A 16611-nucleotide genomic window follows, 5' to 3' on the forward strand; every position below is an offset into this window, starting at 1 on the left:
AAGGGGACGGCGGTGCGGCTCGGTCTGCTGGCCGTGCCGCTCGCCTTCTTCGCGCTGTTCTTCGCCTATCCGGTCGTGGCGATCGTCGGGCGCGGGCTGACGGACGGCGGACACTGGCAGTTCGGCCGGTTCGGCGAGGTGCTGGGCGACCCGGACATCGCACACGTGCTGTGGTTCACCGTGTGGCAGGCGGCCGCCTCCACCGCGCTGACCCTGCTGATCGCGCTGCCCGGCGCCTATGTCTTCGCCCGCTTCGAGTTCCCCGGCAAGCAGCTGCTGCGGGCCGTGGTGGCGGTGCCGTTCGTGCTGCCCACCGTCGTGGTCGGCACGGCGTTCCTGGCGCTCGCCGGGCGGGGCGGGCTGCTGGACGAGCTGTGGGGGGTGCGCCTGGACACCTCGGTGTGGGCGATCCTGCTGGCGCATGTCTTCTTCAACTACGCCGTGGTCGTCCGCACCGTCGGCGGCCTGTGGGGGCAGCTCGATCCGCGGCAGGAGGAGGCGGCGCGGGTGCTGGGCGCCGGGCGCCTCGCGGCCTGGCGGCGGGTGACGCTGCCCGCGCTGGGCCCCGCCGTCGCGGCCGCCGCCCTGATGGTCTTCCTCTTCACCTTCACCTCCTTCGGGGTGGTGCAGATCCTGGGCGGGCCCACCTTCTCGACGCTGGAGGTGGAGATCTACCGGCAGACCGCGGACTTCCTGGATCTGCCGACCGCCGCGGTGCTCACCCTCGTCCAGTTCGCCGCGGTCCTGGGCGTGCTGGCGGTGCACGCCTGGACCGTGCGCCGCCGGGAGTCCGCGCTGCGGCTGGTGGACGCCTCGCGGACCGCCCGCCGGCCGCGCGGCGGCGGCCAGTGGGCGCTGCTGTGGGGCACCCTCGCCGTCATCGCCGTCCTGCTGCTGGCGCCGCTGGTGGTACTGGTCGAGCGGTCGTTCGCCGGGCCGGACGGCTACAGCACGGTCTTCTACACCTCGCTGCGCTCCGCGGCGAGCGCCGAGGGCACCTTCTCCGTCGCCCCCCTGGACGCCCTGTGGAACTCCCTGGCCTACGGGGCAGCGGCCACCGTCATCGCCGTAGTGGTGGGCGGGCTGGCCGCCGCGGTGCTGACGCTGCCCCGGCTGCGCCGCGGCCCGTCCGGACGGACGCCCGCGATCAGCCGGTTCGTGCGCGGCTTCGACGTGCTGCTGATGCTGCCGCTCGGGGTGTCCGCGGTGACCGTCGGCTTCGGGTTCCTGATCAGCCTCGACACCCCGCCGCTGGACCTGCGCGCCTCCTGGTGGCTGGTGCCGCTCGCCCAGGCGCTGGTGGGCGTGCCGTTCGTGGTCCGCACGATGCTGCCGGTCCTGCGGGCCGTCGACGTGCGGCTGCGGGAGGCCGCCGCCGTGCTCGGCGCCTCGCCCTGGCGGGCCTGGCGCGAGGTCGACCTGCCGCTGGTGCGGCGGGCGCTGCTGATCGCGGCGGGCTTCGCCTTCGCGGTGTCGCTGGGCGAGTTCGGCGCGACGGTCTTCATCGCGCGGCCGGACCGGCCGACGCTGCCGGTCGCCGTGGCCCGCCTGCTGGGGCGCGCGGGGGAGACCAACTACGGGCAGGCGATGGCGCTGTCGAACCTCTTGATGGTCGTGTGTGCCGGCGCCCTGCTGGTACTGGAGCGCCTGCGTCCCGCCGACCACTCCGGGGAGTTCTAGATGACGGCAGAGCACACCACCGCACGGGAGCCGGAGCTGCTGCGGCTGGGCGGGGTGAGCGTCCGCTTCACCGCGGCCGGGCCGCCCGCGCTCGACGCGGTGGACCTGGACGTGGCCGCGCGGGAGATCGTGTGCGTCCTGGGGCCGAGCGGCAGCGGCAAGTCCACCCTGCTGCGGGTGGTCGCCGGTCTCCAGCAGGCCGACGCCGGGCAGGTGCTGCTGGAGGGACGCGAGCAGCGGGGGGTGCCCGCGCACCGGCGCGGGGTCGGCCTGATGTTCCAGGACCACCAGCTCTTCCCGCAGCACGATGTCGCGGGCAATGTCGCCTTCGGGCTGCGGATGCGGGGGGTCTCGCGCGCCGAGCGGGAGCGGGCGGTCGCCGGACTCCTCGACCTCGTGGGGCTGCCGGGCACCCAGCGGCGGGCCGTCGCCTCGCTGTCCGGCGGGGAGCAGCAGCGGGTCGCGCTGGCCCGCGCGCTGGCACCCCGCCCCCGGCTGCTGATGCTGGACGAGCCGCTGGGCCAGCTCGACCGCGGGCTGCGCGAACGGCTCGTCGTCGAACTGCGCTCACTCTTCCGGGAGTTGGGCACGACCGTGCTCGCCGTCACCCACGACCAGGGCGAGGCCTTCGCGCTCGCCGACCGGGTCGTGGTGATGCACGAGGGCCGGATCGCGCAGAGCGGCACCCCCCTGGAGGTCTGGCAGCGGCCCGCCTCGGAATTCGTCGCCCGCTTCCTCGGCTTCGACAACGTGGTCGAAGCGACGGTGCGGGGCCGGGCGGCCGCCACCCCCTGGGGCGCGGTGCCGGTCCCGGACGGCACCGCGGACGGGCCCTGCCGGCTGCTCGTCCGCCCGGCCGGGGTCCGGCTGACGGCCGCCCCGGAAGGCTTGAACGCCACGGTCGAGGCCCGGACGTTCCGCGGCACCCATGTCTCGCTGCTGCTGGAGCCCGCCGCCGGACCGCGGCTGGAGGCGGCCTGCCCCCTGCGGGACGCGCCCGAGGTGGGCGCGCGGGTGGGGCTCTCCTTCGCCGAACGGGACGTGGTGGTGCTGGACGCCGGGGGACCGGCGGACTGACCGCACGGGACGCCGGGGCCGGGCGGGCCCGGGCGTCCGCGGGACGGACGTACGGGCCGCGGAAACCGGGTGACTCAGCGTGCCGCGGTCCCGGCGGGCACCTCACCGGCCGGCGCCGGGTCCGCCCCCGCCCCCGGCTCGGGCTCGCCGAACCAGGCCACCGCGACGGCCCCGGCCACCGCCACCACGAAGCCCAGCACGGCGACCCAGGCGAAGCCCGGCCGGGACGAGTCGCCCAGCCACAGCACCCCGAGCACGCCGGGGACCACCGTCTCGCCCACCACCAGCGCCGCCGTGGCACCGTTCACCGAGCCCAGCTGGAGGGCGACGGTGTGCAGGTACATCCCGCCGAGACCGGCGACCAGGATCGCGTACAGCGCGGGGTCGCCGAGCAGCGACGGCAGGTCGAAGGGCTCGACGCCGTTGAGGACCCGCACACCGATGCCGAGCGCGCCGAAGCCCAGGCCGGAGAAGAGCCCCGCGAGGATCGCGGCCCGCGCGCCGAGCAGCCGCACGACCACGGTGCCGCCGCCGACGAGCACGACGGAGGCGGCCAGCAGCCACCAGTGGGCGGCGAGCGGGGTGTGGCCGCCGCCCTCCGGCCCGGCGGCCGTCGCCAGCAGCACCAGCGCCGAACAGACCACCGCGATCGAGGTCCACTCGGCGCGGGAGAGGCGCAGGCCCAGGAGCTTGACGCTCAGCACGGCGGTGATCACGAGGTTGGCGCTGATCACGGTCTGCGAGAGGAACAGCGGCAGCAGCCGGGCCGCCAGCGCACCGAGCCCGAACCCCACGAAGTCCAGCACCGTGCCCAGCATGAACTCCCAGGTCACCGCCGCCTTCGCGGTGGACGCCAGGCTGGGGCCGCCGTGCTGGGTGACGCCGGAGGCGGAGGCCTTGGCGGCCTCCCGGCGGGCGGACTTGCGCGAGCCCAGCGCCTGCAGAACCGATCCCGTGCCGTAGCCGGCCGAGGCCGCCACGGCCGTCAGAAGACCGATGATCACCAAGAGCTCCGTTCGCCCGCTGTCCCCGTTGTCCGTGCACTGCCGGACTGGCAGACGTGCAATCGGGGACCGGAGTTGCCTGCCGCGGCCAAACACACTCGTACGGACGTCCTGCCCGCACGGCCACGGGCCCGGCGGGGGAGTGCGGCCGCCGCCCGCGGCCGGGTCAGGCCGGCTCCCCGGCGGTGAGCCGGGCCAGCGTGTCCGGGACCTCGTCCACCGAGTCGACCAGCGCGATCCGGGCCGCCATCGGACGCTCGGCCGCCAGCGCCCGCAGCAGCGGCCAGGCGGGGAGGTGCTCGGTCCAGTGCGCGCGGTCCACCAGCACCATGGGGGCCGGCTCGCCCCGTGAGCCGTAGTAGTTGGGGGTCGCGTTGTCGAAGACCTCCTGGACGGTCCCGGCCGCGCCCGGCAGGAACACCACGCCGGCCCGCGAACGCGCCAGCAGGCCGTCCTCGCGCACCGCGTTGACGAAGTACTTCGCGATGCGGGAGGCGAAGGCGTTCGGCGGCTCGTGCCCGTAGAACCAGGTCGGGATGCCGACCGAGGCGCCACCGTCCGGCCAGCCGCGCCGTATCTCGAAGGCGGCCCGCGCCCAGTCGGTGACCGACGGGGCGAAGTGCGGCGTCTTGGCGAGGAGTTCCAGCGCCGAGTCGAGCATGCCGTCCTCGAACGGCGCGGCGTACGCGCCGAGGTTCGCCGCCTCCATCGCGCCCGGCCCGCCGCCGGTCGCCACGGTCAGGCCGCCGCGGGCCAGCCGGCGGCCGAGCCGGGCCGCGCCCGCGTAGGCCGCCGAGCCGCGCTCCAGTGCATGGCCGCCCATGATGCCCACCACCCGGGCACCGGCGAGGTCTTCGTCCAGGGCGTCGGAGACGGCGTCGTCGTGGATGCCGCGCAGCATCGAGGCGAAGATGTCGCCGTCCGCCTTGGTCCGCTGGAACCAGTCGTAGGTGCGGGCGTCCGGGGTGGCGTCGTAACCGTCGTCGGTGAGCCCCGCGAAGAGCTCGTCCGGGCCGTACAGCGCGCCCCGGTAGGGGTCGAACGGCAGGTCCGGCACGGGCGGGAAGACCAGCGCGCCCCCGGCCCGTATCTTGGCGTCGGCAGCCGCCTCCATGGCGCAGCCGAGGAACACGGAGTCCGCGGTGTCCGTGCTGAGCAGCGCGAACGTACGGTCCGTCAGATCGACGGACTGAACGCGGTGTCCGGCGAGGCTGCCCGAGGCGAGGACCCGGTCGAACTCCTCCAGGGACTCGATCTCGCGGTCGCTGCGGTCGCTGCGGTCGCGCTGGTCGTCGGGGGCGGGGGAACGGCGGGCGGCGGAGGCCGGTGAATTCGACTGCACGTGCGTCATCGTAGGACCGCGGTGCCACGCCCCTGGGGCCCAGGGGCGGGTCCGGGGCGCGGCATGTGTGCGCCCGCGCCGCCGGACGACCCTCTTCCGGCCCGCCCCCGTCGGCCGGTCCCTCAGTGCACCAGGGGAAGCGTGGCCATCTCCGCGACCGTCCAGGTCAGCGGTGCCAGCACGACCACCAGGGCCACGCCGCGCAGGGCCGCCGCGCGGTGCAGGACGGAGGCGGAGGCCCCCAGCCGGCGCAGGGCGGCCGTGGTGTGGGCGCGAGCCGTGCGGGATTCGAGCGCGGCGGTGAGCGCGCTGGCGGTCACACAGGCGAGGACCACCGCCGCGCCGACCGCGGTGAGCGGGCCGAACGGCCGGGTGGGCGAGGCCTCGTAGACCTTCACGGCGGCGAACGCGGCGGAGGCGACCGCGCACAGGACACCCAGCGGGCGGCCCAGGCGGTGCGACTCCTCCTGGAGCACCCGCCCGGACAGCAGGCGCAGCGCGCCCGGCCGCCCGGCGCACAGCAGCCGGCCGCACAGATGCACCAGCCCGGGACCGGCCAGCACCAGGCCGAAGGCGGACAGCGCCCAGCCGGCGAGCACGGCCGGCGGGCTGCCGATCAGCCGGCCGGGCAGCGGCAGCAGCCCGCCGGTGGCGTGCCGGCCGCCGCCGGCGTACGCCTCGACCGCCAGGCCCGCCGCGGCCAGCGCGATGCCCCAGGGCAGGCCCGAGGGCGGCGCGGTCCGCAGGCGGGTCGCGCGCTCGCGGGAGCCGTTCTCGTCGCGCGGCCGCAGGGCGACTGCGGTGGCGACCGCGGCGGTCAGGGGCACCGTGGCGAGCAGCAGCAGGGCGCCGCCGAGCGGCACCGGGTGGCCGGCGCCGAGCAGATCGGAGTCGATGCCGAGCGAGGCGGCGCCGCCCGGGCCGCCCAGGTCGCCGCGCAGCCGCAGGAAGGCCAGCAGCGCGAGGAGGACACCGAGCAGGCAGGTCAGCGCGGTGGAGGCGGTGGCGAGCAGGGTCAGGCGCAGCGGGCCCAGGCCGGCCGCGGCCATCCCGCGCTGGAGCCGGGCGGCGGGGTCCGTGCGGGCGGTGGAGACCGCGAACTGGGCGGTGGCCGCCAGCGGCGCCGCGCACCACAGCAGCCGCACCAGCGATTCCTCGGCGGCGGACGGGTGGCCGGCGGCGTGGCCGACGGTGGACAGCAGCAGGAACCCGGTGCCGGCCGCGGCGGCGGCGACGGACAGGCGGCGCAGCTGGACGAGGGGGTGCGAGCCGCGGGCTAGACGGAGAGCGAGCACGCTGCCCTGCTTTCCTCATCGGAGGAGCCGGAGGTGTCCGGGGCGGCGTTCGACCGGCGGCCGTCGAGCAGCGCCACGGTCCGGTCGGCGAGCGTGGCCACGTCCGGGTCGTGGGTGGCCAGGACCACGGTGATCTGGTGCGAGCGGGCCGCGGTGGTCAGGGTGCGCAGCACCTGGGTGCCGTCGGTGCGGTGCAGCGGGGCGGTCGGCTCGTCGGCGAACAGCACCTGGGGGGTGGTCGCGAGGGCGCGGGCGATGGCCACGCGCTGGCGCTGGGACTGGTCGAGCTTGGCGGGGCGGTGCCCGGCGCACATGCCGACGTCGAGGCGGTCGAGCCATTCGAGGGCGGTGTGCTTGGCCGAGCGGGTGCCGGTGCCGCGGAGCAGGAGGGGGAGGGCGGCGTTCTCCCAGGCGGTCAGCTCGTGCACGAGGTGCGGTTCGGTGTCGATCCAGCCGAACCGGTCCAGGCGCAGCCGCTCACGGCTGGGGGAGGACAGGGTGTGCACGGGGGAGCTGTTGAACCAGACCTCGCCCTCGGTCGGGACGAGCTGGCCGGAGAGACATTTCAGGAGGGTGGTCTTGCCACTGCCGCGCGGGCCGGTGACGGCGAGGATCTCGCCTTCGCGGACGCCGACGGAGACCCCGGCGAGGGCGGAGGTGCCGCCGTGTGTGTGGTGCAGGCCGCGGGCCCAGAGAACGTCGTTGTCAGGCGGGGCCACCATCTGCGCACCTCTTGTTGTAGGCGTCGAATCGTTCCCCCGACCGGGTGAACGACCATGGAGGGTATCGGTCCCTAGCACGGTAAGTACTGGTGACCCCCGGTATTCGTCGCTTGGCAGCACAACGGCCCAGATTCACTCGTATGGCTTGAAGTGAGCGAATCCGGGCCGTTCTTGGGTGTTCAGTTGTCCGCGCGCGCGATGCGCGGTGCCGCGGGGGTCAGCGCATCAGAGCTTGGTCCAGGCCTCGGTGAGGACCGTGCGCAGGATCTGCTCGATCTCGTCGAACACCGGCTGGTCGGCGACGAGCGGCGGGGCGAGCTGGATGACCGGGTCGCCGCGGTCGTCGGCGCGGCAGTAGAGGCCGTTGTCGTAGAGCGCCTTGGAGAGGAAGCCGTACAGGACGCGCTCGGTCTCCTCCTCGTTGAAGGACTCCTTGGTGACCTTGTCCTTGACCAGCTCGATGCCGTAGAAGAAGCCGTTGCCGCGGACGTCGCCGACGATCGGCAGGTCGTGCAGCTTCTCCAGGGTGTTGAGGAAGTTGGCCTCGTTGTCGAGGACGTGCTGGTTGAGGCCCTCGCGCTGGAAGATGTCGAGGTTGGCGATGCCGACGGCCGCGGAGACCGGGTGGCCGCCGAAGGTGTAGCCGTGCAGGAAGGTGTTGTCGCCCTTGTAGAACGGCTCGGCCAGGCGGTCGGAGATGATGCAGGCGCCGATCGGGGAGTAGCCCGAGGTCATGCCCTTGGCGCAGGTGATCATGTCCGGGACGTAGCCGAACTTGTCACAGGCGAACGTGGTGCCCAGGCGGCCGAAGGCGCAGATGACCTCGTCGGAGACGAGCAGCACGTCGTACTGGTCGCAGATCTCGCGGACCCGCTGGAAGTAGCCGGGCGGCGGCGGGAAGCAGCCGCCGGCGTTCTGCACCGGCTCCAGGAAGACCGCGGCGACGGTCTCGGGGCCCTCGAAGAGGATCTGCTGCTCGATCTGGTCGGCGGCCCAGCGACCGAAGGCCTCGGGGTCGTCGCCGTGGATCGGGGCGCGGTAGATGTTGGTGTTGGGGACCTTGTGCGCGCCGGGTACCAGCGGCTCGAAGGGGGCCTTCAGGGCGGGCAGACCGGTGATCGACAGGGCGCCCTGCGGGGTGCCGTGGTAGGCGACCGCGCGGGATATGACCTTGTGCTTCATCGGCTGGCCGACGAGCTTGAAGTACTGCTTGGCCAGCTTCCAGGCGGTCTCGACCGCCTCGCCGCCGCCGGTGGTGAAGAAGACCTTGTTGAGGTCGCCGGGGGCCTCGTGGGCGAGGCGCTCGGCCAGCTCCACGGCCTTGGGGTGGGCGTAGGACCACACGGGGAAGAAGGCCAGCTCCTGCGCCTGCTTGTAGGCGGTCTCGGCGAGCTCGACCCGGCCGTGGCCGGCGTTGACCACGAAGAGGCCGGCGAGGCCGTCGATGTAGCGCTTGCCCTTGTCGTCGTAGATGTTGGTGCCCTCGCCGCGCACGATCGTGGGCACGGGGGCGTTCTCGTACGACGACATGCGGGTGAAGTGCATCCACAGGTGGTCGTAGGCCGTCTTGGAGAGGTCGCCGCTCATCGTTATCTCGTTCCCCAGGTGTAGGTCTGCTTCCGGAGCTTGAGGTACACGAAGCTCTCGGTGGTCCGGACGCCGGGAAGCGTGCGGATCCGCTTGTTGATCATTTCCAGCAGGTGGTCGTCGTCCTCGCAGACGATCTCGATGAGGAGATCGAAGGAGCCCGCGGTCATGACGACGTACTCGACCTCTTCCATGGCCGTCAGCGCGTCCGCCACGGGGTCGAGGTCGCCCTCGACGTTGATGCCGACCATTGCCTGCCGGCGGAAACCGACCGTGAGGGGGTCGGTGACCGCGACGATCTGCATCACGCCTTGGTCGAGCAGCTTCTGCACGCGCTGGCGTACCGCCGCCTCGGACAGGCCCACGGCCTTGCCGATCGCGGCGTACGGACGGCGCCCGTCCTCCTGGAGCTGCTCGATGATCGCCAGGGAGACGGAGTCGATCGACGGAGTGCCGGTTCTGTCAGGACTGTTACGAGTAGGCGCCACGACTTTCACTGTGCACGAGCCTCGTCTGTCTTGCAACCCTCAACCGATGAAATTAGTCGTGTCGCGATCGAAATTTCACTGATTCCGTTGTTCATGAGTGGCGGGTGTGTCGAAAACGTGGGTTCCATGACTAGGCTGGAGCCACATCACCGGATATCTGACTGAAGGGGGCGCACAGTGACCACCGCACTGCGTCGTCTGCGCAACTACATCGACGGGGAGTTCCGGGACGCCGCCGACGGGCGGACCACGGAGGTGGTCAACCCCGCCACGGGCGAGGCGTACGCCACCGCCCCGCTCTCGGGCGCCGCCGACGTGGACGCGGCGATGGCCGCCGCCGAGGCCGCCTTCCCCGCGTGGCGCGACCTGATCCCCGCCGAGCGCCAGAAGGTCCTGCTCAAGATCGCCGACCGCTTCGAGGAGCGCGCCGAGGAGCTGATCGCCGCCGAGTCCGAGAACTGCGGCAAGCCGATCGCGCTGGTCCGCTCCGAGGAAATCCCGCCGATGGTGGACCAGATCCGCTTCTTCGCGGGTGCCGCCCGGATGCTGGAGGGCCGCTCCGCCGGCGAGTACATGGACGGCTTCACCTCCATCATCCGCCGCGAGCCGATCGGCGTCTGCGCCCAGGTCGCGCCGTGGAACTACCCGATGATGATGGCCGTGTGGAAGTTCGCCCCGGCGCTGGCCGCGGGCAACACCGTCGTCATCAAGCCGTCCGACACCACCCCCGCCTCCACGGTGCTGATCGCCGACATCATCGGCAGCGTGCTGGACGAACTCGGCCACTCCCGCGGCGTGTTCAACGTCATCTGCGGTGACCGCGAGACCGGCCGGCTGATGGTCGAGCACAAGGTCCCGGCGATGGCCTCGATCACCGGCTCGGTGCGCGCCGGCATGCAGGTCGCCGAGTCCGCCGCCAAGGACCTCAAGCGGGTCCACCTGGAGCTGGGCGGCAAGGCGCCGGTCGTCGTCTTCGAGGACACCGACATCGCCAAGGCCGTCGAGGACATCTCCGTCGCCGGCTACTTCAACGCCGGCCAGGACTGCACGGCCGCCACCCGCGTCCTGGTCCACGAGTCCATCCACGACGAGTTCGTCGCCGCGCTGGCCAAGGCCGCCTCGGAGACCAAGACCGGCGCGGTCGACGACGAGGACGTGCTCTACGGGCCGCTGAACAACGCCAACCAGCTGGGGCAGGTCAAGGGCTTCATCGAGCGGCTGCCCGCGCACGCGAAGATCGAGGCGGGCGGCGAACAGGTCGGCGACAAGGGCTACTTCTTCGCCCCGACCGTCGTCTCGGGCCTCAAGCAGGACGACGAGATCGTCCAGCACGAGGTCTTCGGCCCGGTCATCACCGTCCAGTCCTTCTCCGACGAGAAGCAGGCGGTCCAGTGGGCCAACGGCGTCGAGTACGCCCTGGCCTCCTCGGTGTGGACCAAGGACCACGCCCGCGCCATGCGGATGTCCAAGAGCCTCGACTTCGGCTGCGTGTGGATCAACACCCACATCCCGCTGGTCGCCGAGATGCCGCACGGCGGATTCAAGAAGTCCGGCTACGGCAAGGACCTCTCGTCCTACGGCTTCGACGACTACACCCGCATCAAGCACGTGATGACCTCGCTGGACGGCTGAACCGGCGGGCGCATCCGGGCCGTTCGCGCCGCCGGACGGCCCGCAACGCTCGACACACCGTCGCGGGCGGAGGCCCGGCAGTGGACGCTCTGTCTGTTGCCGCCTCCGCCCGCGGCGCGTGAGAGTGCTCGCCATGGCTGATCTTTCGCGGCGTGCGCTGCTCCGGGGTGTGGGCGGAATCGGGATGACCGGGGCGCTGGCCGCCGTGACCGGATGCGGGGTGCCGCCCGCCTACGTCAAGGCGGCGGACCGCACCGGCCCGGACCGCTCGGCCGCGGACCGCCGGCTGGTCTTCGCGAACTGGCCGCTCTACATCGACGTCGACGACCACGACAAGCAGCGCCGCCCCACCCTGGACGCGTTCCAGCGCCGCACCGGGATCTCCGTGACGTACACCGAGGAGATCAACGACAACGACGAGTTCTTCGGCAAGATCGGCCCGGCGCTGATGAACCACCAGAGCACCGGCCGCGATCTGATCGTCATGAGCGACTGGATGTGCGCCCGCCTGGTCCGGCTGGGCTGGGTGCAGGAGATGGACCGCGCCGCCCAGCCGCGGGTGGCCAAGCACCTCGATCCGCTGCTGCGCACCCCGCACTTCGACCCCGGCCGCCGGCACTCGGTGCCCTGGCAGTCCGGGATCACCGGCATCGCCTACAACCGCCGCAAGCTCGGCCGGGAGATCCGGCACACCTCGGACCTGTGGAAGGACGACCTGCGCGGCCGGGTCACGCTGCTGTCCGGGCTCGACGAGTCGTTCGCGATGCTGATGCAGGGCGACGGCGTGGACATCACCCGCTGGACGGCCGCCGACTTCCACCGCATGGCCGACCGGATCCGCCGCCTGGTGCGCCGCGGCCACATCCGGCGGTTCACCGGCAACGACTACATCAAGGACCTCGACTCCGGCGATGTGCTCGCCGCCCAGGCCTACTCGGGCGATGTGATCCAGCTGCGGGCCGACAACCCGGACATCGAGTTCGTGGTGCCGCAGGAGGGCGCCGAACTCTGGGCGGAGAGCCTGCTGATCCCCAACCTCGCGGCCCACAAGCGGTCCGCCGAGCGGCTGATCGACTACTACTACGAGCCGGCGGTGGCCGCGGAGCTGGCCGCCTGGGTCAACTACGTCTGCCCCGTACCGGCCGCGCGCGAGGTCCTCGCGTCCTCGAAGGACAAGGACCGGGCCGACCTCGCCGAGGATCCGCTGATCTTCCCCGACGACTCGATGCGCGAGCGGCTGGCCATCGCCCGCGACATCACCTCCGCCGAGCGCACCGAGTTCGCCAAGGAGTGGAACGGGATCGTGGGGCTGTAGCCGCGGGTGCGGGGGCTTCGTCGCGCGGGGCCCCGGGGGCCGTCCCGCGGGCTCGTCCCGCAGGCCCGTCCCGCAGGCCCGGGTGCGGCCCGCGGGACGCCGGCGGCGGAAGGGAAAGCCCCGGATCGGGCCTAGGCGCGCCAGGACGCCGTGTACGCGTCGATCTCGGCCGACAGGCGGGACTTCGCCGCGGTGTCCATGAAGGAGGCCTCGACGGCGTTCTTGGCCAGGCCCGCGACACCGGCCGCGTCCAGCCCCAGCAGCCGGGCGGCGACGCCGTACTCGGTGTTGAGGTCGGTGCCGAACATCGGGGGGTCGTCGCTGTTGATGGTGACCAGCACGCCCGCGTCGACCATCTCCTGGAGCGGGTGCTCCTCCAGGGTGCGCACCGCGCGGGTGGCGATGTTGGAGGTGGGGCAGACCTCCAGCGGGATGCGGTGCTCGGCGAGATGCGCCAGCAGCGCGGGGTCCTGGGGGGCGCTGGTGCCGTGGCCGATGCGCTCGGCGCCCAGCTCGCGCAGCGCGTCCCAGATCGTGCCGGGGCCGGTGGTCTCGCCGGCGTGCGGCACGGAGTGCAGCCCGACCGCGCGGGCACGGTCGAAGTACGGCTTGAACTGCGGGCGCGGCACCCCGATCTCCGGGCCGCCGAGACCGAACGAGACCAGGCCCTCGGGCTGCAGGTCGCAGGCGATCCGGGCGGTCTCCTCCGCGGACTCCAGGCCCGCCTCGCCCGGGATGTCGAAGCACCAGCGCAGCACCACGCCGAGCTCCGACTCCGCCGCCTTGCGGGCGTCCTCGATCGCCTCGACGAACGCGGCGTCGGGGATGCCGCGCCGGGTCGAGCTGAAGGGCGTGACGGTCAGCTCGGCGTAGCGGATCTGCTGGCGGGCCATGTCCCGGGCGACCTCGTACGTCAGCAGCCGGACGTCCTCGGCGTCGCGGATCAGGTCCACGACGGAGAGGTAGACCTCGATGAAGTGCGCGAAGTCGCGGAAGGTGAAGTAGTCGGCCAGCGCGTCCGGGTCGGTGGGGACGGCGGAGTCGGGGTGGCGGGCCGCCAGCTCGGAGACGATCCGCGGGGACGCCGATCCGACGTGGTGGACGTGCAGCTCCGCCTTGGGCAGGCCCGTGATGAAGGCATCGAGATCGGACAACGGTTCCTCCTGGTCAAAGGGTGCGCCGCGGTGCGCGGAACGGCCCGGCCATGCTATGCGGGGTGCGACTGGCATGGTGCCGGGGTTGCGCGCCCGGCCCCGGGACCGGCCGGTGCCGCGACGGCCCGCCCGGCCCGCCCGCGACGCGTCCGGCCGCCCCCGCCCCCGTGGTGCTCCCCGTGCGGTCGTGCATCATGCCGGGATTCTGTCGGCGGGCACTGACAACGTGTCGGGGTCGCTACCGGGTAAAGAACAGAATTCGTCGTGTAACCAAAAGGCAACAACGGAATCACTTGTTGAGGTCGCGTTCCTCTGTCAGGATCGGCCATCGATTCCGGAAATAGCTACGCCAGGCAGTGCCGCTGAGCGGCCCCGGCGCCCGGCGGAGGAGAGCACCATGGATCAGCGATTCGATGCCACCGAGCGCTTCGCGGAAGGCGCGCAATTCATCGCGGGACGCCTCCGGAGCGGCAGTTCCGGCCGCACCCAGGACGTCGTGGACCCGGCGACCGGCGAGACGGTGTACTCCTACGAACTCGCCGGTGCGGCGGAGGTGGACGCGGCCGTCGACGCCGCCCGGCAGGCGTTCGCCGAATGGGGCGGTGCCACGCCCGGCGAGCGCTCCGACACCCTGCACCGCTTCGCCGCGGCCCTCGCCGAGGACGCCGGCGACCTGGCCCGCGCCGAGTCGCTGAACTGCGGAAAGCCGATCAAGCTCAGCGAGGAGTTCGACGTACCGGGCTCGATCGACAACGCCGCGTTCTTCGCGGGCGCCGCCCGCCACCTGGAGGGCAAGGCGGCCGGGGAGTACAGCCCCGACCACACCTCCGTGATCCGCCGCGAGCCGATCGGCGTCGTCGGCTCCATCGCCCCGTGGAACTACCCGCTCCAGATGGCCGCCTGGAAGGTGCTGCCGGCCATCGCCGCGGGCAACACCATCGTCCTCAAGCCGGCCGAGATCACCCCCTTCACCTCGCTGCTGTTCGCGCAGGCCGCCCAGCGCGCCGGGCTGCCCGACGGGGTGCTCAACATCGTCTCCGGCGCCGGGCGGGACGCCGGTGAGCGGCTGGTGGGCCACCCCTCCGTCGCCATGACCTCCTTCACCGGCTCGACCGCCGTCGGCAAGCGGGTCGCCGAGATCGCCACCGGCACCGTCAAGCGGCTGCACCTCGAACTCGGCGGCAAGGCCCCCTTCGTCGTCTTCGACGACGCCGACCTGGAGGCCGCCGTGCACGGCGCGGTCGCCGGGGCACTGATCAACACCGGCCAGGACTGCACCGCCGCCACCCGCGCCTATGTCCAGCGCCCCCTCTACGACGCCTTCGTGCGGGGCGTCGCCGACCTGATGGCGACCGTGCGGCTCGGCGACCCCTTCGACCCGTCCACCGACCTGGGCCCGCTGATCTCGCACGCCCAGCGCGACCGGGTGGCCGGCTTCGTCGACCGGGCCCGCGCCTACGCCACCGTCGTCACCGGCGGCGAGGCCCCCGGCGGGGAGCTGGCCAAGGGCGCCTACTACCGGCCCACGCTGGTCGCCGGTGCCGCGCAGGACAGCGAGATCGTGCAGTCCGAGCTCTTCGGCCCGGTGCTGGTCGTGCTGCCCTTCGACAGCGACGACGAGGGCATCGCCCTGGCCAACGACACCCCCTACGGGCTGGCCGCCTCCGCCTGGAGCCGGGACGTCTACCGCACCGGCCGCGCCACCCGTGAGATCAACGCGGGCTGCGTCTGGGTCAACGACCACATCCCGATCATCAGCGAGATGCCGCACGGCGGTGCCAAGGCATCCGGCTTCGGCAAGGACATGTCGGCCTACTCCTTCGAGGAGTACACCCAGGTCAAGCACGTGATGTACGACAACACCGCGGTGGCCCGCAAGGACTGGCACCGCACGGTCTTCGGGGACCGCCCGTAAGGGACCTCCCTTCCCCGGGCCCCCGGGCCCCTCCTGCGGCCAGCGCCGCGCGGCACCGTCACCACCGGCCGAGCGCCGGGTCCACCCCTGAAAGGGCACCGCGCATGGAGCACCACGAGCAGCCCGCACCCCTGTCCCCGGCCGAACTCACCGCCGTGCGCCGCAGCATGACCGACGGCCGGATGGCCATGACCCGGCGCTCCCTGCTGCGGGCCGGCGGCGCCCTGGCGGCCGCGGCCGGCGGGCTCGGTGCCCTGTCGGCGTGCGGTATCCCGCCCGCGGGCCGCACGGACGCCGGCAAAAGCACGGACCACTCGGCGGCGGAGAAGCGCCTCAACTTCTCCAACTGGACCGAGTACATGGACGTCAGCAAGGACGGCAAGCGCCATCCGACGCTCGACCGCTTCACCCGGCGCACCGGCATCGCCGTCAACTACACCGAGGACATCAACGACAACGACGAGTTCTTCGGCAAGATCCAGGCGCAGCTGGCGGCCGGCCAGGACACCGGCCGCGACCTGATCGTGCTCACCGACTGGATGTGCGCCCGGATGATCTCCCTGGGCTGGATCCAGCAGCTGGACCCGGGCAACCTGCCGCACGCCTACGCCAACCTCTCGGCGCAGTACCGCGACCCGGCCTGGGACCCGGGCCGCGCGCACTCCTACGTCTGGCAGGGCATCCCGGCGATCATCGCGTACAACAAGAAGGCCACCGGCGGGAAGAAGGTCGACTCGATCAGCCAGCTGCTGGAGGACCCGCAGCTCAAGGGACGCGTCGGCTTCCTCTCCGAGATGCGCGACAGTGTCGGGCTGACCCTGCTGGACATGGGCAAGCGGCCCGAGGACGTCACCGCCGACGACTACGACGCGGCCCTCGCCCGGCTCCAGAAGGGCGTCGACACCAAGCAGATCCGCCGCTTCACCGGCAACGACTACACCAACGACCTGGACAAAGGCGACCTCGCCGCCTGTGTGGCCTGGGCCGGCGACGTCGTCCAGCTCCAGAACGACAACCCCGACATCGCCTACGCCGTCCCCAAGTCCGGCTACATGGTGTCCACCGACAACCTCATGGTGCCGAACAAGGCCCGCCACAAGCAGAACGCCGAACGGCTCATCGACTACTTCTACGAGCCGAAGGCGGCGGCCCGGCTCGCGGCGTACATCAACTACGCCTGCCCCGTCGACGGGGTGCGCGAGGAACTCGCCAAGATCGACAAGAAGGCGGCGGCCAACCCGCTGATCCTGCCGGACAAGGAGATGGCCGCCCGCTCGCACTCCTTCCGGGCGCTGTCCGCCAAGGAGAACAAGGAGTTCGCCCAGAAGTTCTCCGACCTCACCGGCGCCTGACACCCCCGCCTCCGGGCCCGCCCGAGCCCCCTCGCCCTCCGACCCACG

At 72.5% G+C, this 16611-nt stretch carries 13 protein-coding genes; 6 read left to right on the top strand and 7 right to left on the bottom strand.

Features of this window, described 5'->3' with window-relative positions; translation table 11 throughout:
• Window positions 1-12: 12 nt before the first annotated feature.
• On the top strand, window positions 13-1680 hold the full coding sequence (locus IEY78_RS19495; protein WP_229700050.1) for an ABC transporter permease: 1668 nt from the start codon (window positions 13-15) through the stop codon (window positions 1678-1680).
• Window positions 1681-2757, top strand: coding sequence for an ABC transporter ATP-binding protein (locus IEY78_RS19500; protein ID WP_189099992.1), 1077 nt, complete (start codon window positions 1681-1683; stop codon window positions 2755-2757). It abuts the gene before it with no gap.
• A 74-nt stretch (window positions 2758-2831) separates the two neighbouring features.
• Here IEY78_RS19500 and IEY78_RS19505 read toward each other — a convergent pair whose 3' ends face one another.
• The 6 genes from IEY78_RS19505 to IEY78_RS19530 form a co-directional block, all read right to left on the bottom strand.
• The gene (locus IEY78_RS19505; protein ID WP_189099994.1) at window positions 2832-3761 is read right to left on the bottom strand and encodes a DMT family protein; all 930 of its coding nucleotides are present in this window, start codon (window positions 3759-3761) and stop codon (window positions 2832-2834) included.
• A 166-nt stretch (window positions 3762-3927) separates the two neighbouring features.
• On the bottom strand, window positions 3928-5103 hold the full coding sequence (locus IEY78_RS19510) for an LOG family protein (protein ID WP_189099995.1): 1176 nt from the start codon (window positions 5101-5103) through the stop codon (window positions 3928-3930).
• Window positions 5104-5225: 122 nt separating this feature from the next.
• Window positions 5226-6398 (bottom strand): hypothetical protein, encoded by a 1173-nt coding sequence (locus IEY78_RS19515; protein ID WP_189099997.1) that lies wholly within the window; start codon window positions 6396-6398, stop codon window positions 5226-5228.
• Window positions 6380-7120 carry an ABC transporter ATP-binding protein gene (locus IEY78_RS19520; RefSeq protein WP_189099999.1) on the bottom strand — a complete coding sequence of 247 codons (741 nt, stop codon included), beginning with the start codon at window positions 7118-7120 and terminating at the stop codon, window positions 6380-6382. The genes IEY78_RS19515 and IEY78_RS19520 overlap by 19 nt, the downstream gene beginning before the upstream one ends.
• 225 nt (window positions 7121-7345) lie before the next feature.
• Complete coding sequence (locus IEY78_RS19525; protein ID WP_229700051.1) at window positions 7346-8707, bottom strand: aspartate aminotransferase family protein; 1362 nt, start codon at window positions 8705-8707, stop codon at window positions 7346-7348.
• 2 nt (window positions 8708-8709) lie between these two features.
• Window positions 8710-9195: an Lrp/AsnC family transcriptional regulator gene (locus tag IEY78_RS19530; RefSeq protein WP_372509135.1), complete on the bottom strand. Its 486-nt coding sequence runs from the start codon at window positions 9193-9195 to the stop codon at window positions 8710-8712.
• 177 nt (window positions 9196-9372) lie between these two features.
• Between IEY78_RS19530 and IEY78_RS19535 the strand changes: the two genes are divergently transcribed.
• Window positions 9373-10827, top strand: a complete 1455-nt coding sequence (locus IEY78_RS19535; RefSeq protein ID WP_189100003.1) for a gamma-aminobutyraldehyde dehydrogenase — start codon at window positions 9373-9375, stop codon at window positions 10825-10827.
• A 133-nt stretch (window positions 10828-10960) separates the two neighbouring features.
• Window positions 10961-12142, top strand: a complete 1182-nt coding sequence (locus IEY78_RS19540) for a polyamine ABC transporter substrate-binding protein (RefSeq protein WP_189100005.1) — start codon at window positions 10961-10963, stop codon at window positions 12140-12142.
• A 131-nt stretch (window positions 12143-12273) separates the two neighbouring features.
• Here IEY78_RS19540 and IEY78_RS19545 read toward each other — a convergent pair whose 3' ends face one another.
• On the bottom strand, window positions 12274-13296 hold the full coding sequence (locus IEY78_RS19545; RefSeq protein WP_189100007.1) for an adenosine deaminase: 1023 nt from the start codon (window positions 13294-13296) through the stop codon (window positions 12274-12276).
• A 397-nt stretch (window positions 13297-13693) separates the two neighbouring features.
• On the opposite strand from IEY78_RS19545, the gene IEY78_RS19550 reads away from it, so the two are divergent.
• A complete protein-coding gene (locus tag IEY78_RS19550) occupies window positions 13694-15211 on the top strand; it encodes a gamma-aminobutyraldehyde dehydrogenase (RefSeq protein WP_189100009.1) in 1518 nt (505 codons plus the stop codon).
• Window positions 15212-15315: 104 nt separating this feature from the next.
• Complete coding sequence (locus tag IEY78_RS19555) at window positions 15316-16563, top strand: polyamine ABC transporter substrate-binding protein (protein WP_189100011.1); 1248 nt, start codon at window positions 15316-15318, stop codon at window positions 16561-16563.
• The last annotated feature ends 48 nt before the right edge of the window (window positions 16564-16611 follow it).

The sequence above is a fragment of the Streptomyces kronopolitis genome, assembly GCF_014646275.1.
GTDB classification, from domain to species: Bacteria; Actinomycetota; Actinomycetes; order Streptomycetales; family Streptomycetaceae; genus Streptomyces; species Streptomyces kronopolitis.